This is a genomic window from Actinomadura sp. NPDC048021, from assembly GCF_040653135.1.
Taxonomy (GTDB): domain Bacteria; phylum Actinomycetota; class Actinomycetes; order Streptosporangiales; family Streptosporangiaceae; genus Spirillospora; species Spirillospora verrucosospora.
On the sequence record NZ_JBEZJQ010000006.1, the window covers coordinates 23,433 to 47,877 of the forward strand.

The 24,445-nt window shown below is 73.3% G+C and carries 19 protein-coding genes; 4 read left to right on the forward strand and 15 right to left on the reverse strand.

Translation table 11 applies throughout. From position 1 onward, the window contains the following. Positions 1–162 precede the first annotated feature (162 nt). The 11 genes from AB0C87_RS11935 to AB0C87_RS11985 form a co-directional block, all read right to left on the reverse strand. Positions 163–1,020 carry a TIGR03936 family radical SAM-associated protein gene (locus tag AB0C87_RS11935; RefSeq protein WP_360577342.1) on the reverse strand — a complete coding sequence of 286 codons (858 nt, stop codon included), beginning with the start codon at positions 1,018–1,020 and terminating at the stop codon, positions 163–165. A gap of 149 nt (positions 1,021–1,169) precedes the next feature. Continuing rightward, a complete protein-coding gene (locus AB0C87_RS11940) occupies positions 1,170–3,092 on the reverse strand; it encodes a TIGR03960 family B12-binding radical SAM protein (protein ID WP_345180834.1) in 1,923 nt (640 codons plus the stop codon). Positions 3,093–3,152: 60 nt separating this feature from the next. Next, a complete protein-coding gene (rodA, locus tag AB0C87_RS11945; protein WP_345180836.1) occupies positions 3,153–4,337 on the reverse strand; it encodes a rod shape-determining protein RodA in 1,185 nt (394 codons plus the stop codon). Beyond that, entirely contained in the window at positions 4,334–6,406 is a 2,073-nt protein-coding gene (mrdA, locus tag AB0C87_RS11950) for a penicillin-binding protein 2 (protein WP_345180839.1), read from the reverse strand. Before mrdA ends, rodA begins: the two co-directional genes overlap by 4 nt. Further along, the gene (gene mreD, locus AB0C87_RS11955; protein ID WP_345180841.1) at positions 6,403–7,002 is read right to left on the reverse strand and encodes a rod shape-determining protein MreD; all 600 of its coding nucleotides are present in this window, start codon (positions 7,000–7,002) and stop codon (positions 6,403–6,405) included. Before mreD ends, mrdA begins: the two co-directional genes overlap by 4 nt. A 1-nt stretch (position 7,003) precedes the next feature. Next, complete coding sequence (gene mreC, locus AB0C87_RS11960) at positions 7,004–7,993, reverse strand: rod shape-determining protein MreC (RefSeq protein ID WP_345180843.1); 990 nt, start codon at positions 7,991–7,993, stop codon at positions 7,004–7,006. A 142-nt stretch (positions 7,994–8,135) separates the two neighbouring features. Then, the gene (locus AB0C87_RS11965; protein ID WP_185026548.1) at positions 8,136–9,170 is read right to left on the reverse strand and encodes a rod shape-determining protein; all 1,035 of its coding nucleotides are present in this window, start codon (positions 9,168–9,170) and stop codon (positions 8,136–8,138) included. An 820-nt stretch (positions 9,171–9,990) separates the two neighbouring features. Continuing rightward, positions 9,991–10,398: a nucleoside-diphosphate kinase gene (gene ndk / locus AB0C87_RS11970; protein WP_345180845.1), complete on the reverse strand. Its 408-nt coding sequence runs from the start codon at positions 10,396–10,398 to the stop codon at positions 9,991–9,993. A gap of 45 nt (positions 10,399–10,443) precedes the next feature. Further along, entirely contained in the window at positions 10,444–11,946 is a 1,503-nt protein-coding gene (locus AB0C87_RS11975; RefSeq protein ID WP_360577344.1) for a hypothetical protein, read from the reverse strand. Positions 11,947–12,070: 124 nt separating this feature from the next. Next, on the reverse strand, positions 12,071–12,415 hold the full coding sequence (locus AB0C87_RS11980) for a DUF4233 domain-containing protein (RefSeq protein ID WP_345180850.1): 345 nt from the start codon (positions 12,413–12,415) through the stop codon (positions 12,071–12,073). Positions 12,416–12,420: 5 nt separating this feature from the next. Next, a complete protein-coding gene (locus tag AB0C87_RS11985; RefSeq protein WP_360577576.1) occupies positions 12,421–13,791 on the reverse strand; it encodes a folylpolyglutamate synthase/dihydrofolate synthase family protein in 1,371 nt (456 codons plus the stop codon). 107 nt (positions 13,792–13,898) lie between these two features. Between AB0C87_RS11985 and AB0C87_RS11990 the strand changes: the two genes are divergently transcribed. Continuing rightward, positions 13,899–15,101 (forward strand): hypothetical protein, encoded by a 1,203-nt coding sequence (locus tag AB0C87_RS11990; protein WP_360577346.1) that lies wholly within the window; start codon positions 13,899–13,901, stop codon positions 15,099–15,101. Here the strand turns inward: AB0C87_RS11990 and AB0C87_RS11995 are convergent. Both AB0C87_RS11995 and AB0C87_RS12000 read right to left on the reverse strand, forming a co-directional pair. Further along, the gene (locus AB0C87_RS11995; protein ID WP_360577348.1) at positions 15,073–16,017 is read right to left on the reverse strand and encodes a hypothetical protein; all 945 of its coding nucleotides are present in this window, start codon (positions 16,015–16,017) and stop codon (positions 15,073–15,075) included. The two genes, AB0C87_RS11990 and AB0C87_RS11995, sit on opposite strands and share 29 nt — an antisense overlap. 135 nt (positions 16,018–16,152) lie before the next feature. Further along, on the reverse strand, positions 16,153–18,774 hold the full coding sequence (locus AB0C87_RS12000) for a valine--tRNA ligase (protein WP_360577350.1): 2,622 nt from the start codon (positions 18,772–18,774) through the stop codon (positions 16,153–16,155). 384 nt (positions 18,775–19,158) lie between these two features. On the opposite strand from AB0C87_RS12000, the gene AB0C87_RS12005 reads away from it, so the two are divergent. Together AB0C87_RS12005 and AB0C87_RS12010 are read left to right on the forward strand one after the other, a co-directional pair. Continuing rightward, the gene (locus tag AB0C87_RS12005) at positions 19,159–19,959 is read left to right on the forward strand and encodes a sensor histidine kinase (protein ID WP_345180858.1); all 801 of its coding nucleotides are present in this window, start codon (positions 19,159–19,161) and stop codon (positions 19,957–19,959) included. Continuing rightward, positions 19,956–20,609, forward strand: coding sequence for a response regulator transcription factor (locus tag AB0C87_RS12010; protein ID WP_179836648.1), 654 nt, complete (start codon positions 19,956–19,958; stop codon positions 20,607–20,609). Before AB0C87_RS12005 ends, AB0C87_RS12010 begins: the two co-directional genes overlap by 4 nt. Before the next feature lie 26 nt (positions 20,610–20,635). On the opposite strand, the gene AB0C87_RS12015 is transcribed toward AB0C87_RS12010, so the two are convergent. Next, positions 20,636–21,664, reverse strand: coding sequence for a LuxR C-terminal-related transcriptional regulator (locus AB0C87_RS12015; RefSeq protein WP_360577352.1), 1,029 nt, complete (start codon positions 21,662–21,664; stop codon positions 20,636–20,638). A gap of 289 nt (positions 21,665–21,953) precedes the next feature. Between AB0C87_RS12015 and AB0C87_RS12020 the strand changes: the two genes are divergently transcribed. Further along, positions 21,954–23,078: a class II histone deacetylase gene (locus AB0C87_RS12020; protein WP_360577354.1), complete on the forward strand. Its 1,125-nt coding sequence runs from the start codon at positions 21,954–21,956 to the stop codon at positions 23,076–23,078. Between the two features lie 36 nt (positions 23,079–23,114). On the opposite strand, the gene AB0C87_RS12025 is transcribed toward AB0C87_RS12020, so the two are convergent. Then, the gene (locus AB0C87_RS12025; protein WP_360577356.1) at positions 23,115–24,278 is read right to left on the reverse strand and encodes a GDSL-type esterase/lipase family protein; all 1,164 of its coding nucleotides are present in this window, start codon (positions 24,276–24,278) and stop codon (positions 23,115–23,117) included. Between the last annotated feature and the right edge of the window lie 167 nt (positions 24,279–24,445).

Genomic DNA, 24,445 nt, shown 5'->3' on the forward strand with positions numbered 1-24,445 from the left:
CCCGCCGGAGGCGGAACGATGCGGTGCGCCGCACGAGAGCACCTCGTCAGTCGGTGCCGTCACCGCCGGACGGTGGTCCGGCCATGACGACGAAGTCGTCGGGGGTGCGCCTTCCGTACCCTGCGGGGCCGGTTCCGTGCCTCCACGGCTTCGGTCCCACGGTCAGGCGCTGACGGCATCCACGCTCGCGGCGTCCCCGGACCGCGGCCGCTCAAGGCCGCGGGCCGTCCCGGCGTCGTCGCCGGGCGGTAGGCCGGTCTCCCGGTCGGGATCCAGGGGATCCGCGAGGCCACCGGTTTCCGCGTCGAGGGGCCCCTGCGCCAGCCTGGTCACCAGCGGCGGTGACGGCGGCGCGAGGTCGGCGACCTGGCGCAGTCCGGTGAGGATGTCGTCGGGTCGAACGGCGGGTGTGGAATGCCGAACAACCATTCGAAGTATCGCACAAGGGGCATTCGCCGTCTCGGCGGCACGCCGGTCCAGCTCGCAGGCGGACACGGCGGCGCGCACGTCGAAACGGCGCCGTCCCTTCTTCGTGAGGCGTTCCACCTCGATGTTCTCGGCGGCCATGAAGGCGGCCACGGCCGCGGCGGCGTCGCCTTCGGCGACACCGTCCAGCCGGATCCGCCACTCGGACGCCTCAAGCCGATCGGTGAACGCGCCCGGCTTCACCGGGGCGTCGCCGTGGCCCGCCCTTACCGGCACGACGTCCAGGACGTCGAGTCCGGGAGGCAGGGCCGCGTCGAGATCGGCTCGCACCCGCGCAGGGTCGCGGGTCTCGGTGAGCCCGAGTTCGAGGTATTCGGCCTCACTGGCCACCCCTGTCGCCGCCGCACCCGCATACGAGATCTTCGGGTGGGGGGTGAATCCGGCGCTGAACGCGACGGGGATCCCGGCGCGCCGCACGGCGCGTTCCACGGCCCGGGAAATGTCGCGGTGGCTCGTGAACCGCAGCCTGCCCCGCTTGGCGTAGCGGACGCGCAGGCGCTGGGTCACGGGGGCCGGCGCCGGACCCTCCGGCATGGGTGCCAGGGTTCTGGTCCTTCCTACTCGTGTCGAGTCGAAATACAGGTCTCTCTATAGAGTACGGGGCCCGCGACCCGGTTCGGCCAGGCACCGCCCCCGTAAGCCCGGAACCCTTGCAGCTCAAGGGACGACGCGGTCGAATCCCGTCAGACCACGTTCAGCGGGAGCAACTTCCGGCCGGTCGGGCCGATCTGGATCTCGGTGCCCATCGTGGGGCAGACGCCGCAGTCGTAGCACGGCGTCCAGCGGCAGTCCTCGACCTCGGTCTCGTCGACGGCGTCCTGCCAGTCCTGCCAGAGCCACTCGCGGTCGAGCCCCGCGTCGAGGTGGTCCCAGGGCAGCACCTCGACCTCGTCGCGCTCCCGGACGGTGTACCAGGCGAGGTCGACGGGCTCCCCGGCCAGGGCCTTCTCGGCGCAGGCCGTCCAGCGCTCGTAGGAGAAGTGCTCGCTCCACCCGTCGAAGCGGCCGCCGTCCTCCCAGACGGCGCGGATGACCTTGCCGACGCGCCGGTCGCCCCGCGACAGCAGGCCCTCGACGATCGACGGCTGGCCGTCGTGGTAGCGCAGGCCGATGGCGCGCCCGTACTCCTTGTCGCCGCGCAGGGCGTCCTTGAGGGCGCGCAGGCGGCGGTCGACGGTCTCGTGGTCGCACTGCGCCGCCCACTGGAACGGGGTGTGCGGCTTCGGCACGAACCCGCCGATGGACACGGTGCAGCGGATGTCCCTGCGGCCCGTCGCGTCGCGGCCGGCCTGGATGACCCGCCTGGCCATGTCGGCGATGGCGAGGACGTCCTCGTCCTCCTCGGTGGGCAGGCCGCACATGAAGTACAGCTTGACCTGCCGCCAGCCGTTCTCGTAGGCGGTGGTGACGGTGCGGATCAGGTCGTCCTCGCTGACCATCTTGTTGATCACCTTGCGCATCCGCTCGGAGCCGCCCTCCGGCGCGAACGTCAGGCCGGAGCGCCGGCCGCCGCGGGAGAACTCGTTGGCGAGCGTGATGTTGAAGGCGTCGACCCGCGTGGACGGCAGCGACAGCGAGGTGTTGGTGCCCTCGTAGCGGTCGGCGAGGCCCTTGGCGACGTCGCCGATCTCGCTGTGGTCGGCGCTGGACAGGCTGAGCAGCCCGACCTCCTGGAAGCCGGACTCCTTGAGCCCCTGCTCCACCATGTCGCCGATCGTGGTGATCGACCGCTCCCGCACCGGGCGGGTGATCATTCCGGCCTGGCAGAACCGGCAGCCGCGGGTGCAGCCGCGGAAGATCTCCACGCTGAACCGCTCGTGCACGGTCTCGGCGAGCGGTACCAGCGGCTTCTTCGGGTACGGCCACTGGTCGAGGTCCATGACGGTGTGCTTCTCGATCCGCCACGGCACGCCCGGACGGTTCGGCGCGACCCGCTGGATGCGGCCGTCGGGCAGGTAGGTCACGTCGTAGAAGCGCGGGACGTACACGCCGCCGGACGCGGCGAGGCGCAGCAGCAGCCCGTCCCGTCCGCCGGGCTCGCCCTCGGCCTTCCACTCGCGGACGACCTCGGTGATGGCGAGCGCGATCTCCTCGCCGTCGCCGAGGACGGCGGCGTCGACGAAGTCGGCGATCGGCTCGGGGTTGAACGCGGCGTGCCCGCCGGCGATCACGATCGGGTGGTCGCCGGTGCGGTCGGCGGCCTCCAGCGGGATGCCCGCGAGGTCGAGCGCCGTCAGCAGGTTGGTGTAGCCGAGTTCGGTGGAGAACGACACGCCGAACACGTCGAAGGCGGCGACCGGCCGGTGCGCGTCGACGGTGAACTGCGGGATGCCGTGCTCCCGCATGACGGCCTCCATGTCGGGCCACACCGAGTACGTCCGCTCGGCGAGCACGCCGTCGCGCTCGTTGAGGATCTCGTAGAGGATCTGGACGCCCTGGTTGGGGAGCCCCACCTCGTAGGCGTCCGGGTACATCAGCGCCCATCGGACGGTGGCCTCGTCCCAGTCCTTGAGCTGGGAGTTCAGCTCGCCGCCAACGTACTGAATCGGCTTCTGCACGCTCGGGAGCAGCGGCTCCAGGCGCGGGAAGAGCGACTCGACCGGCATGACGGAACCCTCCGTGCAGGGGACGTGGGATGAACGTCCAGCCTACGCGGTCGCCGGTCGCTAATCGAACGGGCGGCGGCGCACGTGGACGGCCTGCAGCAGGCCGAAGGCGATCATGTTCGCGAAGGTCGCCGACCCGCCGTAGGACACGAACGGCAGCGGCAGCCCGGTGATCGGCATGATCCCGATCGTCATGCCGACGTTCTCGAACGTCTGGAACCCCAGCCAGCACACGACCCCGGTGGCGACGAGCGTCCCGAACAGGTCGGCGGCCTGGGTGGCGATGCGCAGCCCGCGCCACAGCACCACGCCGAGCAGGGCGATGATCACGGCCGCGCCGACGAAGCCGAGCTCCTCCCCCGCCACCGTGAAGATGAAGTCGGTCTGCTGCTCCGGGACGAAGTGGCCGCCCGTCTGCTCGCCGTGGAACAGGCCCTTGCCGAACGCCCCGCCCGACCCGATCGCGATGCGGGCCTGCTGGGCGTTGTAGCCGGCGCCGCGCGGGTCGGCCTCGGGGTTCAGGAACGCGGTGAACCGGGCGATCTGGTAGGCCTTCAGCAGCCCGAAGAAGTACACGGCGGCGCCCGCGGCGACGCCCCCGCCGACCAGCCCGACGAGCCAGCGCTTCTGGGCCCCGGAGATCGCCAGCATGCCGAGCACGACCGCGATGAACACCAGCGTGGTGCCGAGGTCGGGCTGCAGCATGATCAGCACGCCGGGCACCCCGGCGAGCACGAGCGCGAGCAGCACGTCCCGCCGGCCGGGGCCGATCTCCCCGTCGCGCGGCTCTCCGAGGATCATCGCCAGCAGCACCACGAGCCCGACCTTGGCGAACTCCGACGGCTGCACCTGGAACCCGCCGCCGACCACGATCCACGAGTGCGAGCCGTTGATCGTCGAGCCGAGCGGGGTCAGCACGGCCAGCAGCCCCACGCACGCCAGCCCGTACAGGATGGGGACGTAGGCGCGCAGGAGACGGTAGTCGAGCACGGTGACCAGGCCGCCAAGCAGGAAGCCGATGATCAGGTTCAGGATGTGCCGCTTGAGGAAGCCCTCGGGGTCCTTGCCCTGCTCGGTCAGCAGGTGGAAGGTGGCCGAGCGCACCAGCAGCGCGCCCACCGCCGACAGCGCCAGCACGGCCAGCAGCATCGGCAGGTCGAGCCGGCGCAGACCGGCGAGCCGGCTGGTCCACGACCGGTGCGCGGCGTAGGCGTCGACGCTGCCGACCCCGGAGTCGGTGATCATGGCGCGGTCCCCTCGACGGGCATCCGCGGCAGCTCGGACGGGAGCCTCCCGTCCTGGAGGATGGCCTTGCGGTCCTTCGTCCCGTACATGGCCTCCCAGATCTCCCGGACGGCCGGCGCGGACGTCTGCGCGCCCTGCCCGCCCTGGGAGACCATCGCGACCACCGCGAAGCGCGGCTTGTCCACCGGGCCGAACGAGGCGAACCAGGACGTGTCCTGCTTGCCGTAGACCTCCGCGGTACCGGTCTTGCCGCCGACGTCGACGCGCTTGAAGTCGAAGCCGGTGAACGCCCCGGACGCCGTGCCGCTCTTCGTCACCTCCGCGAGCGACTCGCGGATGTACTTGAGCACCTTGCCGTCGACGGGCAGCCGGCGCGGCGGCGGCGCGTCGATCCGGCGGACGATCGAGCCGTCGGGGCGCACGACCGCGACCCCGAGGCGCGGGGTCAGCAGCTTGCCGCCGTTCGCCATGGCCGCGTACGCGCGGACGAGCTGCAGCGGCGTCACCAGGACGTCGCCCTGCCCGACCGAGAAGTTCGCCGCGTCACCGGGCCGCCAGACGTAGCCCTCGGTGCAGTTCTCCGTAGCGACGGCCTTCAGGTAGGCGGCGCGGGCCGGGTCGGTCTTGGCGACCTCCGGGTAGCCCGTCTTGGCGCCCTTGCAGTTGGCGGCCTTGGTGGCGTCCCAGAAGGACTTCTTCCACCCGCGGTCCGGGATGCGGCCCTCGCTCTCGCTGGGCAGGTCGACGCCGGTGCGCGACCCGAACCCGTAGTCGCGGGCCATCTTCACCATCGGGTCCGACGGGTTCTTCTTCGGCTTCATCCCGCCGTCGCGCTGCCACTCCTGGTAGGCGAACCGGTAGAAGATCGTGTCGCAGGACTTGACGAGCGCCGTGTGCAGCGACATCGCCCCGAGCTCCTCGCCCTCGAAGTTGCGGAACGCGCGGTTGCCGACGTTGTAGGAGCCGGGGCAGTCGTAGGTGCCGGTCAGGCTGTTGCCGTCCTTCACCGCGGCGGCCACCGAGGAGATCTTGAAGGTGGAGCCGGGCGCGAACTGCCCCTGGGTGACCCGGGAGATCAGCGGCTCGCCCTGCTTCTTGCCGAGGAGCGCGTCGTACTCGTCCTGGGAGATGCCGCCGGTCCAGATGCCGGGGTCGTAGGTCGGGTAGCTCGCCATCGCGATCATCCGGCCGGTGCGCACGTCCATCACGACCGCGGCGCCGGCGTCGGCGGGGCGGCCCTGCTTGCGGGCGCCGTCGATCGCGTTCTTGAGCGCCTTCTCCGCCGCGCCCTGCACGCCGGCGTCGATGCTGGTGACGAGGTTGCCGCCGGCCGTCGGGGGCTGCTCCTGCGCGGTGCCGGTGACGCGGCCCTGGCTGTCGACCAGGACCTTGCGGAACCCGGGCTCGCCGCTGAGCGCCGAGTCGTACTGCGCTTCGAGGCCGTCGCGCCCGACGAGGTCGACGCCGCTGTAACCGGTGACCTTGAGGCCCTTGCGCTTGTCGAGCTCCTCCTGCGTGACGGGCTGGAGGTAGCCGAGCAGCTGAGCGGGGCGCGCGCCCTCCGGCTGCGGGTAGTCGCGGACGGCCTGGACCTGCGCGGTGATGCCGGGGAAGTCCTCCTGCCGCTCCATGATCTGCAGGGCGCGCTTGGGGTCGACGTGGTCCTCGACGGGGATCGGCTGGTAGGGGGAGCCCGGCCAGCACGGCCGCTTGATGCCGGGCCCGCACAGCCGGATCCGCTTGGTCATCTCCTCCTGGGACGTCCCGAGCACGGCGGCGAGCCGCTTCAGGATGGTCTGGCCGCCGTCCTTCTGCCGCGACAGCGTGGTGCGGTCGACCGACACGACGAGGGCGCTGCGGTTGCGCACGAGCGGCCTGCCGCGGTCGTCCAGGATCATGCCGCGGGTGGCGGGGACGACGATGTCGCGGGTGCGGTTCTCCGCGGCGACCGCCCGGTAGTGCGCGCCCTCCAGGACCTGGAGCGCCCACATCCGCCCGATCAGGACGAGCAGCAGCGCGGCGACGAGCACGTACAGGACGACGAGGCGGAAGTGGGTCCTCGGGTTCACAGGGTCCCGCTCCGCCCCGACATCGCGCGGTAGCGGGCGGCGGGCACGGCCAGGCGGTCGCCGCGGGCGCGCTCCCCGCGTTCGTAGCGGCGGGTGACGCGCAGCACCGCCCACACCACGAACGGGCTCGCGATGACGTCGTACAGCACCTGCAGCGGCACCATGCTGGACACGGTCGCCCACTCGGCGCGCGGGTCGCCGAGGATCATGCCGGTGCCCGCGTACACCACGGTCCCGGCGAGCGCGCCGGCGGCGACGGCGAGGAACGGCACCGCGGACTGGCGGTCCATCTCGGCGGACGCGACGCCGCACAGGTACCCGATGAGGCAGTAGACGAGCGCGTACCGGCCGAGGGTGTGGTCGGCGGGCGGGATGATGTCGGCGGCGAGGCCCGCGAGGAACCCGGCCACCATCCCGGTCATGGAGCCCGCGACGAGCGCGAGCGCGACGACGGCGAGCAGCACCAGGTCGGGCTGGACGCCGCCGGGCAGCGGCAGCCGGTTCGCCACCGACACCTGCAGGATCAGCGTCACGACGATCACCACGGCGGTCACCGCGGCGCGGCCGGCCGGCGACGCCTCGGGCGGGTTCAGCACGTCAGTCCCCCCGGGTCGGATTCGTGGACGGGCTCTTGGAGTGGCGCGGCTTCGCCTTCGGGCTCTTGCTCGCCGACGGCGTCGCGGTCGGCGTCGGGGTCGGGGGCGGCGGGGGCTTGGGCGGCAGCACCGCGTCCCGCGGGTCGGTCTTCGGCGGGGCGACCACGACGGCGACGACGTCCAGGCTGGTGAACCGCACGAACGGCCGGACGTAGGCGGTGCGGGTCAGCCCGCTGGTGGAGCGCTCGATCCGCTCGACCACGCCGATCGGGACGCCCGGGACGTACGGCTTCTGCCCCTGCGACCCGAGCGTGACGATCCGCTGGCCGACCCGGATCGGGGCGGCGGCGTCGAGCAGCTGGAACCGCAGCGGCGTCGCGCCGCCCCGGCCGAGCCCGCGGCGGCCCCGGCCCTGGGTGATGCCGATCTCCTTGGACTCCTCCAGCCGGGAGCCGATGGAGGACGTCTGGTCGGTGGCGAGCAGGACGGTGGCGGTCGCGGGCCCGACGCGGGTGACGCGGCCGACGAGGCCGTCGGCGCTCATCACGGTCATGTCGGGCCGGATGCCGCTGCTGCTGCCGACGTCGATGGTGACGGTGTCCTCGAAACCCTGCCCCGCCGAGATCACCTGCGCGGCGTGGATCTTGTAGCCGCCCATTCCCGCGGTGCCGAGCAGCCTGCGCAGCTGCGCGGACCGGTCCTGGTCGAGGCGGCTGGAGCGCAGCTGCTCGCGCAGCCGCTGGTTCTGCCGCACGAGCCGGTCGGCCCGGCGCCGCTCGCCGGGCGCGTCGGTGATGGCGTCGAAGGTGTTGCCGACCGGCCGGACGACGGACGCCGACGCCCGCTCCACGGGGCCGAACACCGTCGCGCCGAGGCCGCGCAGGCCGCTCAGCGGCGAGTCCTGCCCGCCGCGGTAGTCAATGGTGATCATCGCGAGCGCCACGACCAGCAACGCGCCGAGGACCACGCGGGTGCGCCGGGTGTCCTTCACGCACCGACCTCCCGTTCCCTGGTCCGCCGGGAGCCCAGTGCCTCACGAGGGGGGACGCCCCCGCGTCCCCCTCGGCGGACTATGTCCGAATCGGCTCGCCCGGGGAACGCCCCCTGGCGTCCCCTGGCCGGCCATGTCCGAATCAGTGCCGCGGCTCCGGCACGAGCACCTGCCTGAGCGACTCGAAGTCCTCGACGCACTTGCCCGTGCCGAGCACCACCGAGTCGAGCGGGTTGTCCACCAGATGGATGGGCATCCCGGTCTCCTCGCGGAGCCGTTCGTCGAGGTTCTTCAGAAGAGCGCCGCCGCCGGTGAGCGCGATGCCGCGGTCCATGATGTCGCCGGAGAGCTCGGGCGGGCACTTGTCGAGGGTGGTCTTCACCGCGTCCACCACGGCGTTGACCGGTTCCTCGATCGCCCGCCTGACCTCCTCGGCGGAGATCACGACGGTCTTCGGCAGCCCGCTGACGAGGTCGCGGCCCCGGATCTCGGCGTGCGGCTCGTCGTCGCCGCCGGGATAGGCCGACCCGATCGCCATCTTGATCTCCTCCGCGGTGCGTTCCCCGAGCATCAGGGAGTACTCCTTCTTGGAGAAAGAGATCACGGCCTGGTCGAGCTCGTCACCGCCGACGCGCACCGACTGGCTGGTGACGATCCCGCCGAGCGAGATGATCGCGACCTCGGTGGTGCCGCCGCCGATGTCGACGACCATGTTGCCGGTCGGCTCGTAGACGGGGAGCCCGGCGCCGATCGCGGCGGCCATCGGCTCCTCGATGATGTAGACGCGGCGGGCGCCGGCCTGGTAGCCGGCCTCCTTCACCGCGCGCTGCTCCACCCCGGTGATCCCGCTCGGCACGGCCACGACGATCCGCGGCTTGGCGAAGTGCCGGCGCTTGTGCACCTTCTGGATGAAGTAGCGCAGCATCCGTTCGGTGACGTCGAAGTCGGCGATGACGCCGTCCTTCAGCGGACGGACCGCGACGATGTTGCCCGGTGTGCGGCCGATCATCCGCTTCGCCTCGATGCCCACCGCGACGATCTTCCCGGTATTGGTATTGATCGCGACCACGGAGGGTTCGTTCAGGACGATGCCACGCCCGCGCACGTACACCAGGGTGTTGGCGGTACCGAGATCGACCGCCATGTCACGGCCAAGAAACGACAGCTTGTTACCCATGAAGAAAGGGAGCCCTTCATGATTGACGGGCGTGTATAGCGGCGCGTCCATCGTAACGTGCGCGTACCTCCGCGGGCAGTCACCCCCGCGCCGCGCGTCGCGAAAAAAACGCGTCCTGACCAGCCCGGTTTTCCATAAAGAGAACCCGGCGGACTGACCCGGCGGCCGGTCGGCCAAAGACGCGCGGCGCCCACGGCAGACCCGGCGCCACCGGGTATCCGAGGATCTTAGGGGGTCTTCCCCGGCCCGACACAGCCCCACGCCGCAACACGGTTCGATTCGTCCGGAAGCACCGCTCGCGCGGCGGCAGAAAAGCCGAACCCCGGGCCGTGGATCTACCGGCGCATGAAGGCGCCCGAGATGCCGCGGGGCCAGCCCTTACTCGCCCACAAGCCGATTCTGGGACGAGCGACGACCGGCCCCCTCCGACCGCTTTTCGGATGAGGAACATCCAAGCCCGCTTCAACCCACCCTCAGCAGAGGGCAGGGCCGTAGCTCGTACTCCAACCTGGAACGAACCCTCCGCGCCCAGCGCTCTTGGACGTGCACGTCGTGACGCTCTCGGAGTCGACCTGAGCCGGGGCGCGGGTCGGGCGGCCGGAAGGCGCTCTGGGCGCCTGGAGGTCGCCCGACCCGCCGAGCCGGGCGACCGGAGCGCCACGACGACAACCCGCACGGGCACGGAAACCAGCACCGTGGCGTGAGGATCGCCCGGCTCGCAACGGGGGTTCCAGGGGGTCGCCCCCCTGGGCGAACACAGCCCGGCTCGCAACGGGGGTTCCAGGGGGTCGCCCCCCTGGGCAGTACAGCTAGCGCACCACTACACCTCGGGGAAGAAGAGCTTGATCTCGCGCGCGGCGGAGTCGGGAGAGTCGGAGCCGTGGACGATGTTCTCGCCGATCTCCAGGGCGAAGTCGCCGCGGATGGTGCCGGGGGTGGCGCTGACCGGGTCGGTGGCGCCGGCGAGTGAGCGGAACGCCTCGATGGCGCGCGGGCCCTCCACGACCATGGCGACGAGGGGGCCGCCGGTGATGAAGTCGACCAGTTCGCCGAAGAACGGCTTGCTGCTGTGCTCCTCGTAGTGCGCCTCGGCGGTCTCGCGGGCGAGGGTGCGCAGTTCCAGCGCGACGAGCTTCAGGCCCTTGCGCTCGATCCGGGAGATGACCTCGCCGACGACGCCGCGGCGAACGCCGTCGGGCTTGACCAGGACAAGAGTGCGCTCGGACACGACAGTTTCTCCTAGAGGATTTCGGATTCGGTAAGCGCGCGAATCCTACCCGGCCCCGGGGTCCGCGGCGGCATTCCCGGGGGGCCGTGCGGCGCGGGGACGCGGTGCCGCGGCGTGTCGGGCGCACAGGCGGGCGGTGGCTCCGGCGAGCAGGACGGCGGCCACCCCGGCGACGACCAGCCAGATGCGGTAGCCCTCCAGGAGCGCGTGCACATGCTGGGCGCCGGTGAGCGGACGGATCCGCTCCAGCCGCCCGGCCTGCAGCGACAGGACGAGCAGTTGCCCGGCCAGCACCGCGGGGAAGCACAGCGACAGCCCGAACAGCGCGGCACCGATCTTCGCGTCGCGGAGCGAGGCGGCGAGGGCGAGCCCCGCGCCGGCGCCCAGGGGGACGAGGGGGGCGAGCAGCGCCCAGCGACCGAGGGCGCCGCCCGCGAGGCCGAGCGGCGCGGCGGCGATCATGAGGAGGTGGCCGGTGCGGAGGGCGCCGCGCGTTCCGGCGCGGGTGGCCGCGAGCGCCGCCGCGAGGGCGGCGGCGGCGGCCACGGCGAACGGGAGCAGCGGCGGGGCCCCGGCCCCCGTCCCGGCGGCGGCCAGTCCGGCGAGCGGGCCCGCGACGGGCTGGAGGAGCAGGCCTACGGCGATCATGACGACCGCGCCGCCGGGCGGGCCGCCGGCGGCCGCGTCCCGGCCGCCGGTGAGGGCGAGGCCGGCCAGGGCGAGCAGCGTGAGCCCGGCGAGGAGGAGCCGCGCGCCGGGCGACCAGGCGTGCGCGGCGACGACGGAGAGGAAGGCGAAGCCTCCCGCCGGGACCAGCACGAGGAGCAGCCGGCCGCGCTCGGCGCGCCGGAGCGCGGGCGATCTCCGGCGGCGGCGTCCGCGCAGGAGGGGGTGGGCGAGCGCGGCTCCGGCGGCGGCGACGGCGAGCAGCGGGCAGGGTGCGAGCGCGACGCGCCAGTCGGGGACGGCGGCGCCGTCGGCGGGCACGGGGACGGCCTTCAGCGCCAGCGGCATCGCGAGGATGAGCGTGCCCGCGAGGGCTCCGGCCCAGGCGGCCGTCAGGGCGCGGTTCCGGCGTTCCCAGACCAGGACGAGGCTCGCGGGCAGGACGAGGCCCGCCCCGACGCCCTGGACGGCCCGGACGGTCCCGATGTCGGGCAGCGAGCGGGCGAGGCCGGCGGCGCCGATCCCGGCGAGCAGCACCGCGAGCCCTGCCGCGAGCACGCCCCACGCGGGGAGCCGGCGGGCGGCGACGGCGGCGGGCGGCACCGTGACCAGCAGGGCGGGCAGGGACAGCCCGGTGGCGCGCAGCAGCCCGGGGATCTCGGCGTCGCCGAGCGCGAGGGCGCTCGCGGCCGCGGGGACGACGTCGCCGGACGCGTCGGGCACCACCAGTACCGCCGCGGGCAGCGCGGTGAACGTCAGCAGCAGCGCGCCGAGCGTCGCGAGCCTCCGCCGGGCGTCCCCTTCGGCGAGGCGCGCCGGAGCCCCGGCGGGACGCGTCCTGGCGAGGTCGCCGGGCGGATGTTCGCGTGCGTGGGAGGACACGGCGTGCTCCTTAGGACGTCGTCGTCCGCCGCACGCGCATTTCCCGGAAGGGAAGTTTGTCCAAATAATGCGATAAGGGAATTACACGGGAATCGGCGGACGCAATGGTGCCGTCCCCGCGAACCTAGCGCGGCGGAGCGCTCCCCACCTTGCGTCCCAGCCAAATGGCCGTGCCCCAAAGGGCCCCGAAAACGACACCGAGGAAGAACATGGCCGGGACCATGAACCCGGTCGCGAAGATCAGCACCTGCAGGACGGTGCCGACGGGCACCGCCCACGGGAAGCGCAGCAGACCGGCCAGCGCGACGCACGCGACGGCCAGCCCGCCGCACACGCCGCCGGCGGTCGCCCCGTCCACGTCCAGCACCGTCACCGCCACCGGGATCGCGAGCGCGATCACGATGGCCTCGCACGCCAGCACGGTGGCGAACAGCCTCCGCGCCGGGTTGGGGGCGGTCCGCGCGCTCATGCCCGTCACCGGCCTTCACCGACGCGCAGCAGGGTGCGGGCCTCGCCCGCCGTGACCACCGAGCCGGTGATCAGCACGCCGGCGCCCCGGTACTCGCCGGTCTCCTCGGCGAGGCCGATCGCCCGGTCGATGGCGTCGTCCAGCCGCTGGACGACATGGACGCGGTCGGCGCCGAAGATTCCCTCGGCGATCTCGGCCAGCTCCTCGGGCGGCATCGAGCGCGCCGAGGAGTTGCGGGTCACCACCAGCTCGGCCAGAACGGGTTCGAGCTGGTCGAGGACCCCGGCGACGTCCTTGTCGGCGGCGATGGCGAGGACCCCGGCGAGCCGGGTGAAGCCGAACGACTCGGTGACCGTGGCGACGGTCGCGGCCATCCCGGCGGGGTTGTGCGCCGAGTCCAGCAGGACGGTCGGGCCCGTCCGGGCGACCTCCAGCCGGCCCGGCGAGGCCGACTTGGCGAAGCCGCTGCGGACCAGGGCAGGATCGAGCTGCCCCTCCTCGCCGCCGAGGAAGGACTCGCCGGGCGCGATCCGGGTCGCGGCCTCCAGGTTCGGCTCGCCCCGGGTGGGGGCTCCTCCGGCGAACGCCTCCACGGCGGCCAGGGCCGTCGCGGCGTTGCTCGCCTGGTGCTCGCCGAAGAGCGGCAGGAAGATCTCGTCGTAGACGCCGTGCAGGCCGCGCAGCGAGATCTGCTGGCCTCCGACGGCGACGTCCCGGCCGAGCACGCCGTACTCGACGCCCTCGCGCGCCGCCGTCGCGCCGGTCTCCACGACCCGCCGCAGCAGGACCTCGGCGGCCTCGACCGGCTGCTGCGCCAGCACCGCGATCGCGCCCGGCTTGATGATGCCCGCCTTCTCCCCGGCGATCTGCTCCAGCGTGTCGCCCAGGTAGCGGGTGTGGTCCAGGCCGATCGGCGTGATCACCGCGACGGCGCCGTCGGCGACGTTCGTGGCGTCCCAGGCGCCGCCCATGCCGGCCTCCACCACCGCCACGTCGACCGGCGCGTCCGCGAACGCCGCGAAGGCCATCGCGGTGAGCACCTCGAAGAACGACAGCCGGGTCTCGTGCTTGTCGTCGACCAGCTGCAGGTAGGGCAGCACGTCGTTGAACGCCTCGACGAACCGCTCCTCGCTGATCGGCTCCCCGTCGATCGCGATGCGCTCGCGCAGCGTCGTCAGCTCGGGGCTGGTGTAGAGCCCGGTGCGCAGACCGCGCTCGCGCAGCAGCGCCTCGACGAGCCGGGCCGTGGTGGACTTGCCGTTCGTCCCGGCGATGTGGATCACCGGGTACGCGCGGTGCGGCGCCCCCAGAACGTCGACCAGGTCGGCGATCCGGTCGAGGGTCGGGTCGATCTCCCACTCGACCCCACGCCCCATGATCGCGCCGACGGTGGCCCTGTAATCGGACGGCTCGGATACCTGACTCACGGTCACAGAGCCTACTCGGCGGCGGGCGCGCCTCCGTCCGGGCCCACACTGGAGGGATGGAGGTGTTCTTCCGCGAGTGGGAGCGGCGGGCCCCGGGCGAGTCCCGCGACGTCGGGCGGGCCCGCGCGCTGGCGGACGCGCTGGGCCTCCTCGCGCCGGGCGTTCCCGTCCTGACCGTCGTCGGTTCCAAAGGGAAGGGGACGGCGGCGACCTACGCGTCGGCGTTCCTCGGGGCCGCCGGGCTGCGCGTGTGCACGGTCACGAGTCCCGGGCTGCGCAGCGAGCGCGACCGCATCAGGGTGGACGGGCGCGCCGTCTCCGCCGGGGAACTCGCCCGCCTGGCGGACGTCCTCGGGGAGGCCGTGGCCGCGCTCCCCCCGCCGTCCGGCGGCTACCTGTCGCCGTCGGGGCTCTTCACGGTCGCGGGCGTCCTGCACGCGCGCCGCGCCGGGGCGGACGCGCTCGTCCTGGAGGCGGGCATGGGCGGACGGTCGGACGAGGTCGCGCTGTTCCCCCCGGACGTGGCCGCGATCACGCCCGTCTTCCGGGAGCACGCCGGGGTGCTCGGCGACACGCCGGCCGAGATCGCCGAGGAGAAGCTCGGCGTCGCCGGACCGCGGACGCGTGTCCTGTCGGCGCCGCAGTCGGCCGAGGTCGCGGGCGTCCTCGGCGCCGTGGAGTTCGTCGGACCCGGCGGCAGCGGACTCCCCCGGGACCTGCTCCCCGCCGGTCTCGGACGCGCGGCCGCCGAACTCGGCGTGGTCGCCGCCCGCCGCCTCCCCGGCGTGGCCGAGCCCCCCGCCGGGACGGTGCGGGACGTGCTGTCCTCGATCGTCCTGCCCGGCCGCCTGTCGTGGCACGACGTGCCCGGGTCGGCCACCCGGGTGCTGGTCGACTCGGCGATCGACCGGACCGGGGTCGCCGCCGCCCTCGCCGCCGCCCGGGAGGCGTGGGGGACGGTCGACCACGCCGTGGTCTGCCTCCCCGACCACAAGGACCTGGACGGCGCCGTCGCCGCACTGGGCGCGCTGCCCGTGACGTTCGTCCGGCTCGCGCTGCCGCACCTGCGGTTCACCCGCGCCCTGCCGCCGCGGTGGGACGTGGTCGGGCCCGCCGCGATCACGCCCGAGTCGCTCGCGACGCTCGGGCACCGCGTGGTCGCCCTCGGCACGGTCTACTTCACCGGCCTCGTCCTGGACGCGGTGGGCGCCGACACCGAACGCCTCTACGTCACTTCGGCTTCTCGACGTCCTTCCTGATGCGGTGCATCAAGTCGGCCATCAGGGGGAACTGCGGGTTCGCCGTGGGCTTGTTGGACGCGACGACGCCGAAGGAGTCCTTGGTGGCCCACGCGCAGTAGGTGTGGGTCTCGGCGAGGACGGCGAACGTGCCGCACACCGCCTTGCCGCCCCTGCGCCCAGGGTCGGCGTCCTGCCCGGCGATGAACGTGGTGGGCTGCGTCTCCTGGAGGAAGTCCGCGGGATCGCCGATCCGGCCCGTCCCGCCCACGAACAGCACGTTGACCTTGCGCACCGGCTCCTCGGTGTAGACGGCGAGGCCGCTCCCGGCCACCGGGACGCCGCCCGCCTCGACCGCGCCCGCGACGAACGGGTACGCGACGCTCGCCTGCGGCGAGGTCAGCGGATCCTTGTGCAGGCCCCCGGCCGTCGGCCCCGCCTTGACCACCTTCTTGGACGGCCCGGGACCGGCCGTCGCCCCGGTGTCGTCGGCGCCGCCGCCGGCCCGCAGCGCCAGCACGCCCGCGACGAGCAGCACCCCGGCGCCCGCCACGGCGCCCGCGACCAGCAGCGGCTTCGGCAGGCGCCCGCCGGGCCCGGCCGGGGGGCCCGGCACCGGCGGCAGCGGGCCGGTGCCGTCCCGCAGGACGCCGTGCGGGCCCGTGCCCACGACCGGCATCGCTCCCGACCCGTTCGCCGAGACGGGCATCGCGTGCGGGCCGGTGCCGTTCCTCGGCATGGCGTGCGGGCCGGTGCCGTTCACCATCGCGTGCGGGCCGGTCCCGTCGCCGATGTCGACCGACCACCAGGGGCGCGCGCCGCCGAAGGGCGCCGGGGCGGACTCCGGTCCGGGACCGTCCTCGATGACCTGCGCCGCGTCCAGGTCGTCGCCGGACGGGGAGTCCGGCGTGCCGGACCGAGGTGGTGAATCGGCCATTGCACTCCTGATGGTTCAACTACCGCAAAGGCCCACGGGCCCTACCGGATCGTAACTGCGGCAGGCGCCGCGGCGCCGAAGGATCGCCGTGTCAGCACCCGTGTCAAGAGCGGCCGGGCCGGCCCCCCGCGGAGGTCAGCCCGCCGGGAGCGCGGCCAGCTGCGACTCCAGCCTGCCGATGTCGGACTCCGCCTGGGCGAGCCGGTCGCGGTTCTTCGCCACGACCGCCTCGGGCGCCTTCGCCATGAACGCCTCGTTGCCGAGCTTGCGCCGCGCCTGGTCGACCTCCTTGCGGGCGGCGGCCAGGTCCTTCTCCAGCCGCTTGCGCTCGGCGGCGACGTCGATCACCCCGGCGGTGTCGAGGTGCACCTTCACGTCCTCGACCGGCAGGGACGCCGTCGAGGAGAAGCCGTCCTCCGGCTCGGTGAGGCGCAGCAGCGCACGGATGCCGTCCTCGTGGCCCTGCAGGGCGGAGCCGTTCCACTCGATCCGCGCGGCGACCCGCTGACCGGGCTTGAGGCCCTGGTCGGCGCGGAACCGCCGCACCTCGGTCACCATCCGCTGGAGGGAGCCGACGAGCTCCTCGGCGCCGCCGTCGCGCCGCGCCGGGTCGGCGGCCGGCCACGGCGCGGTGACGACCGTCTCCGCGCCCGTCAGGGACGTCCACAGCTCCTCGGTGACGAACGGGACGACCGGGTGCAGCAGCCGCAGCAGGTTGTCGAAGACCTCGCCGAGCACGCGGCGCGTCGCCTCGGCGCGCTCGTCGGCGAGCTGCACCTTGGCCAGCTCCACGTACCAGTCGCAGACCTCGTCCCACGCGAAGTGGTAGAGCGCCTCGCACGCCTTCGCGAAGTCGAACGCCTCCAGGTGCGCGTCGACCTCGGCGATCACCGCGTGCAGCCGGGACAGCACCCAGGCGTCGACCGTGGAGAGCTCGGCGGGCATGTCGCCGCGGGTGTGCGCGCCGTTGATGAGCGCGAACCGGGTCGCGTTCCACAGCTTGTTGCAGAAGTTGCGCGAGCCCTGCACCCACTCCTCGGCCACCGGGACGTCGCCGCCCGGGTTCGCGCCGCGCAGCAGCGTGAAGCGGGTGGCGTCGGCGCCGTAGGCGTCGATCCAGTCGAGCGGGTCGATGACGTTCCCGAACGACTTGGACATCTTCTTGCCGAACTGGTCGCGGACCATCCCGTGCAGGGCGATGGTGTCGAACGGCTGGACGCCGTCCATCGCGTACAGCCCGAACATCATCATGCGGGCGACCCAGAAGAACAGGATGTCGTAGCCCGTGACCAGGACGGACGTGGGGTAGAAGCGCTTCAGGTCGGGCGTCTCGTCCGGCCAGCCGAGCGTGGAGAACGGCCACAGCGCGGACGAGAACCACGTGTCGAGGACGTCGGAGTCCTGCGTCCAGCCGGCGGGCGGCTCCTCGTCGGGCCCCGGGCAGACGACCTCGCCGTCCGGCCCGTACCAGACCGGGATCCGGTGCCCCCACCACAGCTGGCGGCTGATGCACCAGTCGTGCATGTTGTCGACCCACTCGAAGTAGCGGGACGCCATCTCCGGCGGGTGGATCTTGACGCGGCCGTCGCGGACGGCGTCGCCCGCGGCCCGCGCCAGCGACTCGACCTTGACGAACCACTGCAGCGACACGCGCGGCTCGACGACCGTGGAGCAGCGCTGGCAGTGCCCGACCGAGTGCTTGTAGGGGCGGACCTCCTTGACGATCCGGCCCTGCTCGCGCAGCGCGGCCACGACCGCCGGGCGCGCCTCGAACCGGTCCAGCCCCGCGAACGGGCCGTGCACGGTGACGACGCCCCGCTCGTCCATGACCGACAGGGACGGCAGGGAATGCCGCCGGCCGATCTCGAAGTCGTTCGGGTCGTGCGCGGGGGTCACCTTGACGGCGCCGGTGCCGAACGCGGGGTCGACGTGCTCGTCGGCGACGACGGGGATCCGGCGGCCGGTCAGCGGGAGCTCGATCTCCCGCCCGACCATGTGCGCGTACCGGGCGTCCTCCGGGTGGACGGCCACGGCGGTGTCGCCGAGCATCGTCTCCGCCCGGGTGGTCGCGACGACGATCTCGTCGTCGCCCGACCCGTACCGGATCGACACCAGCTCGCCGTCGACCTCCTCGTGCTCGACCTCGATGTCCGACAGCGCCGTCAGGCAGCGCGGGCACCAGTTGATGATGCGCTCGGCGCGGTAGATCAGGCCGTCGTCGAACAGCCGCTTGAAGATCGTCCGGACGGCGCGGGCGCGGTCGTCGTCCATCGTGAACGCCTCGCGCGTCCAGTCGACGCTGTCGCCGAGGCGGCGCATCTGGCCGAGGATGCGGCCACCGGACTCGGCCTTCCACTGCCAGACCCGCTCGACGAAGTCGGCGCGCCCGAGGTCGTGCCGCGACAGGCCCTCCTTGGCCAGCTCGCGCTCCACCACGTTCTGCGTGGCGATGCCCGCGTGGTCCATGCCCGGCACCCACGCCACCTCGTGGCCCTGCATCCGGCGGCGCCGGACGAGGGTGTCCTGGATGGAGTGGTCGAGGGCGTGGCCCATGTGCAGCGAACCGGTCACGTTCGGCGGCGGGATCACGATGGAGAAGGCCGGCCGCTCGGGCGCGCGCTCCGGATCGGCGGTGAACAGCCCCGCCGATACCCACCGCTCGTAGAGCCGGCCCTCTACATCGGCCGGCCGGTACTGGGTGGGAAGGTCGACGTCCGCGGCGGCGCCCTGGCCGCGCTCATTGCTGGGCTGTGTCACGGCTGACGATTCTACGGGGACGCGCGGGGTGGACGGCCCAGGACGGCCGGTCGCGCCCGGGGAGATCCGCTCCGGCGGCCCCTGCCGCACCCCCTCGCGTCCACGCAGATCACCTTGATCCGGTCGACCGGAACGGCCTTCGGGGCGCCCGTCCCGGCGGCCGGGCCGCCTCGCACCGCGTCCGCGAGCGCCGCGTGGAGGGGCGCGCCGCCCGCGGGCATCGGCCTGGCCAGCGTCGTGCGCGGCGCCCGCGACACGCGGCGGGAGGGGTCAGAGAGCGTTTTCCCGCCGCGGTCGGGACACTGGTCACCTGACACCGGGTCGCCTCGCCGGAAAGGGTGGCGGCGAAGTCCCGCGATGGCGGGGCGGAGGGAGAGGGACGGGATGCGAGCGGGACTGGCACGCGCCGCCGTGCTGGCCGGCGCGTTCACAGCGGGGGCCGTGGCGGCACGTGCCGCGACCATCCCCTACCTCCACCGTCTCACCGCCGACCTGCAGCGCTCCCGCGAGCGCATCCTCGCCAGCCGCGAGGAGGAGCGCCGCCGGCTGCGCCACGACCTGCACGACGGGCTCGGGCCGACGCTCGCCAGCCTCGCGATGTCGCTGGACGCCGCCCGCATCACCCTCGCCGGCGAGCCGGAGCGGATGGACCCGCTGCTCGCCGAGGTCCGGGACCGGCTCGCGAACGCCGTCGGGGAGATCCGCGACCTCGCGCACGGGCTGCGGCCCCCCGCGCTGGACGACCTCGGCCTCGTCGCCGCGATCGAGTCGTTCGCCGCCGGCTGCTGCGAGCGGGTGGACGTCCGGTTCGACGGCGAGCCCGCGGGGCTGCCGGCCGCGGTGGAGGTCGCGGCGTACCGGATCGCGCAGGAGGCGCTGACGAACGTCCGGCTGCACGCCCCGGAGAGCACCGTGACGGTCAGGCTGACCCGGGACGCCGACCTTCACCTGATGGTCGCCGACACCGGGCCCGGCCTGCCGGACGCCCTCCGCAACGGGGGCCAGCCGAGGCCGCGCCGCGGCCTGGCCGCGATGAAGGAGTGGGCCGCCGAGGTCGGCGGCAGCTGCGCGATCGCGTCCCGGAACGGCGGCGGGACCGTCGTCACCGTCCGCCTGCCGCTCGCCGCCGCGCGGATCGCCGCCGGGTACCATCGTCCCTCCATCGGAAGAGACGAGCGGCGATGACCGAGACCATCCGGGTGCTCATCACCGACGACCACCCGGTGTTCCGGCAGGGGCTGAAGGGCCTGCTGCAGGCGCTCGGAGTGGAGGTCGTCGGCGAGGCCGAGAACGGCCCGGGCGCGGTGCGGCTCGCGGCCGAGCTGCAGCCGGACGTGGTCATCATGGACCTGCACATGCCCGGCGGCAACGGCATCGAGGCTACCCGCACCATCACCCGCACCAGCCCGCGCATCGGCGTGCTGGTGCTGACGATGTTCCGCGATGACGACTCGGTCTTCGCGGCGATGCGCGCCGGCGCCCGCGGCTACCTGCTGAAGGAGTCGGGCGCGGAGGAGATCGCCCGCGCCGTCAAGGCGGTCGCGGCGGGCGAGGCCATCTACGGCCCGGAGATCGCTCGCCGCGTGCTCACCTACTTCACCGACATGCCCGACCCGCGGCAGGCCGCGTTCCCGCAGCTCACCGAGCGGGAGCGGGAGGTCCTCGAACTGATCGCGCAGGGCCGCAGCAACACCGAGATCGCCGGGACGCTCTACCTCAGCCAGAAGACCGTCCGCAACCACGTCTCGAACATCTTCATGAAGCTGCACGTCGCCGACCGCGCCCAGGCCATCGTCCTGGCCCGCGAGGCCGGCCTCGGCGAGTCCCGCGGCTGACGTCCCCCCGCGGGGGGCGGCGCGGGTCAACCGCCCGCACGGGTCAGGAAGGCCCGCACCCCGGCGCGCCGGGGCAGTCCGGGCACGGGGCGCAGGATGCCCTCGCGCACGGCGAGCGCCGCGGCCTCGGTCCGGCTCGACGTCCGGGTCTTCTGCAGGACGTGCTCGACGTGCTTGTGGATCGTGCGCGGCGACAGGAAGAACTGCTGGGCGATGACGTCGTTGGACATCCCCATCGCCAGGCGCGTCAGGACCTCCACCTCGCGGCCGGTCAGTCCGTACGGCACCACGGCGGGCCGCGCGTGGACGAGCACCGCCCCCGGCAGGCGGACGGGAAGCTCGGGTGAGAGCAGCCCGACGCGGTGCCACGTCCGGTCGAGGGGCCAGAGGGCGCGGAGCCGCCGGCCGCCCGACTCCCGGAACTCCGCGACGACCTCCCGGAAGGCGCGATCCTCCAGCACCTGCGGCCGCTCCCGCTCCGGCACCGGCACGATCCGGTCGCCGGACACGAGGGCGACGCGATCCGAGGGCCGCACCCCGCCGGCGTGGACGGCGCGCCCTGCCACATCCGCCGCCGCAGCCAGCGCGGGCATGACGGATGCGAGCAGCCGGCGTCCCCGGGTGTCGAACGCCCCCTGCCGTCCGCTGGAGAGGTGCACGAGGCCCACGTACCGCCCCTGGTGCCGCAGGGCCCCCGTCATGCCGTCCCGGAATCCCGCGGGCTCCACGTACTCCTCGTAGAACCAGCCGCGGCGGAAGCTCTGGCTCGGCTCCTCGGAGATGGACGGGGGCAGCTCGGCGTTGAGCACGTCGTCGAACCAGGGGGTGCGGGCGAAGTCGACGGCCAGCGAGCGCGCCGTCTCGGCCGTGTAGCCGACCCCGGCGACCTGGCGGTGCTTCTCGTCGAACGGGTCGACCGCTATCAGGGACGCGGCGTCGCCGTCCAGGACCTCGTTCAGCAGGCGCAGCATCTCCCCGCGCGCCCGGGCCGCGTCGGGCTCGTGGACCAGCATCCCGATCTCGGCCGCGAGCGCGACATGCCGATATGTGGGCATGGCACCTCCTGGCCGCGCGCGGTCGGGCAGCGAACCACGACGAGAGCCCCGAATCTATGGCGCGGACGGGCGCCCGGACAAGATCTTCCGGCGTCACGATCCGAAGCCGCTCACGCCCCCCGGCCCGGGCGGGGCCCGCCCCCGTGCCGACCGGGCGACTCCGCAGTTCTACGGATGTCCCGGACGCCCGGCCCGCGGTCCCATAACGCGACCGGGCCCGCAGGCGGACCTGCGGCGACCGGCACCTCCACTGGGCAAAGCGCTCTCGTCACCGGAAGAGGAACAAGCGATGACCACGGGCTACCTGTACCACGAGATCTTCGGCTGGCATGACACCGGATCGAACGCCGGCCTGTTCGGGGCGGACCCGGCGGCCGGGCTGCAACCGTTCATGCACATGGAGAACGCCGAGACCAAGCGGCGCATCCACGAACTGATCGTCGTGTCCGGGCTCATCGACCGGCTGGAGCGGGTGCGGCCGCGGCACGCCACGGAGGAGGAGATCCTGAAGGTCCACACCCGGGACCATCTGGAGCGGATCAAGACGGAGAGCGGGTGGCCGAAGGGCGGCGACGCCGGCGACGGCTTCAGCCCCTTCGGAAAGGGAGGCCACGAGATCGCGACCCTGGCGGCCGGCGGCGTCCTCGCGATGGTCGAGGCGGTCGTCAACGGCGACGTCGCCAACGGGTACGCCCTGGTCCGCCCGCCCGGCCACCACGCCGTCGCGGGCAGCGGCATGGGGTTCTGCGTCTTCGGCAACCTCGCCATCGCCGCCCGGCACGCCCGCGACGTCCTCGGCGTGCGGCGCATCGCGGTCGTCGACTGGGACGTCCACCACGGCAACGGGACGCAGTCGTTCTTCTACGGCGACCCGGACGTGCTCACGATCTCGTTGCACCAGGACAACTGCTTCCCGCCGAACAGCGGCGCGCTCACCGAACGCGGCGACGGCGCCGGCTTCGGGTACGCGCTGAACGTCCCGCTGCCGCCGGGAACCGGCGACGGAGGCTACCTGTACGCCATGGACCAGGTGGTGGCGCCGGCCCTGCGGCGGTTCCAGCCGGATCTCATCCTCGTCGCCTCGGGCTTCGACGGCAGCGCGATGGACCCGCTGGCCCGGCAGCTGCTCACCTCCGTGGGCTACCGGAGCATGACGCGGCGGCTCATGGACGTCGCCGAGGACGTGTGCTCCGGCCGGATCGCGATGTCGCACGAGGGCGGCTACAACCCGGTGTACGTGCCGTTCTGCGGTCTGGCGGTCATCGAGACCCTGGCCGGCGCCGAGCCCTTCGACGACCCGTTCCTGCCGGTCGTCTCCGGGATGGCGGGCCAGGACCTCCAGCCGCACCAGAAGGCCCTCGTCGACGAGGTCGCGGCGCTGGTCGGCGACATCTCCGGCGGCCCGGCCGCCTAGCGGCACCCGGGCGGGCGCCCGGGCCCCTCCCCTGGCTCAGCGGGCCGCGAAGGCTCCGTGCTCGCTCTCGAAGACGAGTGCCGCGAAGCGTTCTCCGATGAGGCGGTGGGTCTCGGGGGCGGGGTGGACCCCGTCCGGCAGGGGCAGCTCCGCGTAGTCGGCCTCGCCGTAGAGTGCCCGGCCGTCGAGGTAGTGCAGGTGAGGGTCGTCCTGGGCGCGCCGGGCGGCGATGCCGGCCAGCGCGTCCCTGATGACGGTCAGCGTCAGGCGCCCGCTCGCGACCTCCGCCGGGTCGCCGGTGGCCCGGAACCGCAGCCCCGGGCCCTCGGGATCGAGGGCCAGGGGGCCCGGCGTGTGCTCCTGGACGGGGCACAGGATCGGCGAGACGAGCAGCAGCGGCGTGTCGGGATGCCCCTCGCGGACGGTGTCGAGGAAGCCGTGCACGGCGGGCCCGAACGCGCGCAGCCGCATCGCGTCGGCGTTCGCGACGTTGATGCCGATCTTGAGGCTGATCAGGTCGGCGGGGGTGTCGCGGATGGCGCGCGCGGTGAACGGGTCGAGCATCGCGTTGCCGCCGAAGCCGAGGTTGACCAGATCCGCCCCGCCCCGGGCGGCGGCCACCGCGGGCCAGGTGGAGGTGGGGCCGGCGGCGGTGGAGCCGTGGCTGATCGAGCTGCCGTGGTGGAGCCACACGGGGCGTCCGGTGTCCGGGACGGGTTCGACGGGGGCGTCGGCGCGCAGGGCGATCAGCTCGGCGGACTCGACCTGCGGCAGCCAGATCTCCACGTCCTTGGCCCCGGCGGCCAGGCCCGCGAACCTGAGGGTGCCCGGCTCGCCCGGCCTGGTGACCGCCTTCTGGGTCGCCATGTCGATGACGGCCAGGTTCCCGCCGGGCACGCTGGCCCGGCCCTCCGGACGCCCGTCCACCACGAACTCGTAGAGGCCGTCCGGCTGCGGAGGGGCGCCCTCGTAGGCCCGCTTCGTGGGCAGGACGTCCAGTTCCACGGCGGTGGCCCGGGTGCGGAACGCCAGCCGCACTCCCGACGGCTGCTCCTCCGTCCTCGCCATGTACTCGTCGTGGAACTGGACGCGGGCGGCGAGGGGCAGCCGGTGCGGCAGCACACCGCGTGCCGTCCGCTCCAGTTCGAGCGCGCCGCGCACGATGCGCATGTCGATGGGAGTGGTGATCCACTCGGTCATGCCTGCCCCCTCATATTTCCTAATAGTATTAGGCAATCACCAAGTTACCCTAGGGACGAGGTTCCCTGGCACGCGCGGCCTCACCGGCGCACGCCTCGGCCGGGCGACGGCGGCAGCCGGCCAAGGGCTGTTAGCCGCGCTAAAGGCGCCTTGAGAATTCGGGCGTT

Excerpts from the sequence above, each read along its gene's own strand:
- AB0C87_RS12020 (WP_360577354.1), top strand. The coding sequence starts at position 21,954 with ATGACCACGGGCTACCTGTACCACGAGATCTTCGGCTGGCATGACACC.
- AB0C87_RS11940 (WP_345180834.1), bottom strand. The coding sequence starts at position 3,092 with ATGCCGGTCGAGTCGCTCTTCCCGCGCCTGGAGCCGCTGCTCCCGAGC.
- rodA (WP_345180836.1), bottom strand. The coding sequence starts at position 4,337 with ATGATCACCGACTCCGGGGTCGGCAGCGTCGACGCCTACGCCGCGCAC.
- AB0C87_RS11990 (WP_360577346.1), top strand. The coding sequence starts at position 13,899 with ATGGAGGTGTTCTTCCGCGAGTGGGAGCGGCGGGCCCCGGGCGAGTCC.
- AB0C87_RS12010 (WP_179836648.1), top strand. The coding sequence starts at position 19,956 with ATGACCGAGACCATCCGGGTGCTCATCACCGACGACCACCCGGTGTTC.
- AB0C87_RS12025 (WP_360577356.1), bottom strand. The coding sequence starts at position 24,278 with ATGACCGAGTGGATCACCACTCCCATCGACATGCGCATCGTGCGCGGC.
- AB0C87_RS11980 (WP_345180850.1), bottom strand. The coding sequence starts at position 12,415 with ATGAGCGCGCGGACCGCCCCCAACCCGGCGCGGAGGCTGTTCGCCACC.
- AB0C87_RS11985 (WP_360577576.1), bottom strand. The coding sequence starts at position 13,791 with ATGGGGCGTGGGGTCGAGTGGGAGATCGACCCGACCCTCGACCGGATC.
- AB0C87_RS11995 (WP_360577348.1), bottom strand. The coding sequence starts at position 16,017 with ATGGCCGATTCACCACCTCGGTCCGGCACGCCGGACTCCCCGTCCGGC.
- AB0C87_RS11965 (WP_185026548.1), bottom strand. The coding sequence starts at position 9,170 with ATGGGTAACAAGCTGTCGTTTCTTGGCCGTGACATGGCGGTCGATCTC.
- AB0C87_RS12005 (WP_345180858.1), top strand. The coding sequence starts at position 19,159 with ATGCGAGCGGGACTGGCACGCGCCGCCGTGCTGGCCGGCGCGTTCACA.
- AB0C87_RS11935 (WP_360577342.1), bottom strand. The coding sequence starts at position 1,020 with ATGCCGGAGGGTCCGGCGCCGGCCCCCGTGACCCAGCGCCTGCGCGTC.
- AB0C87_RS12015 (WP_360577352.1), bottom strand. The coding sequence starts at position 21,664 with ATGCCCACATATCGGCATGTCGCGCTCGCGGCCGAGATCGGGATGCTG.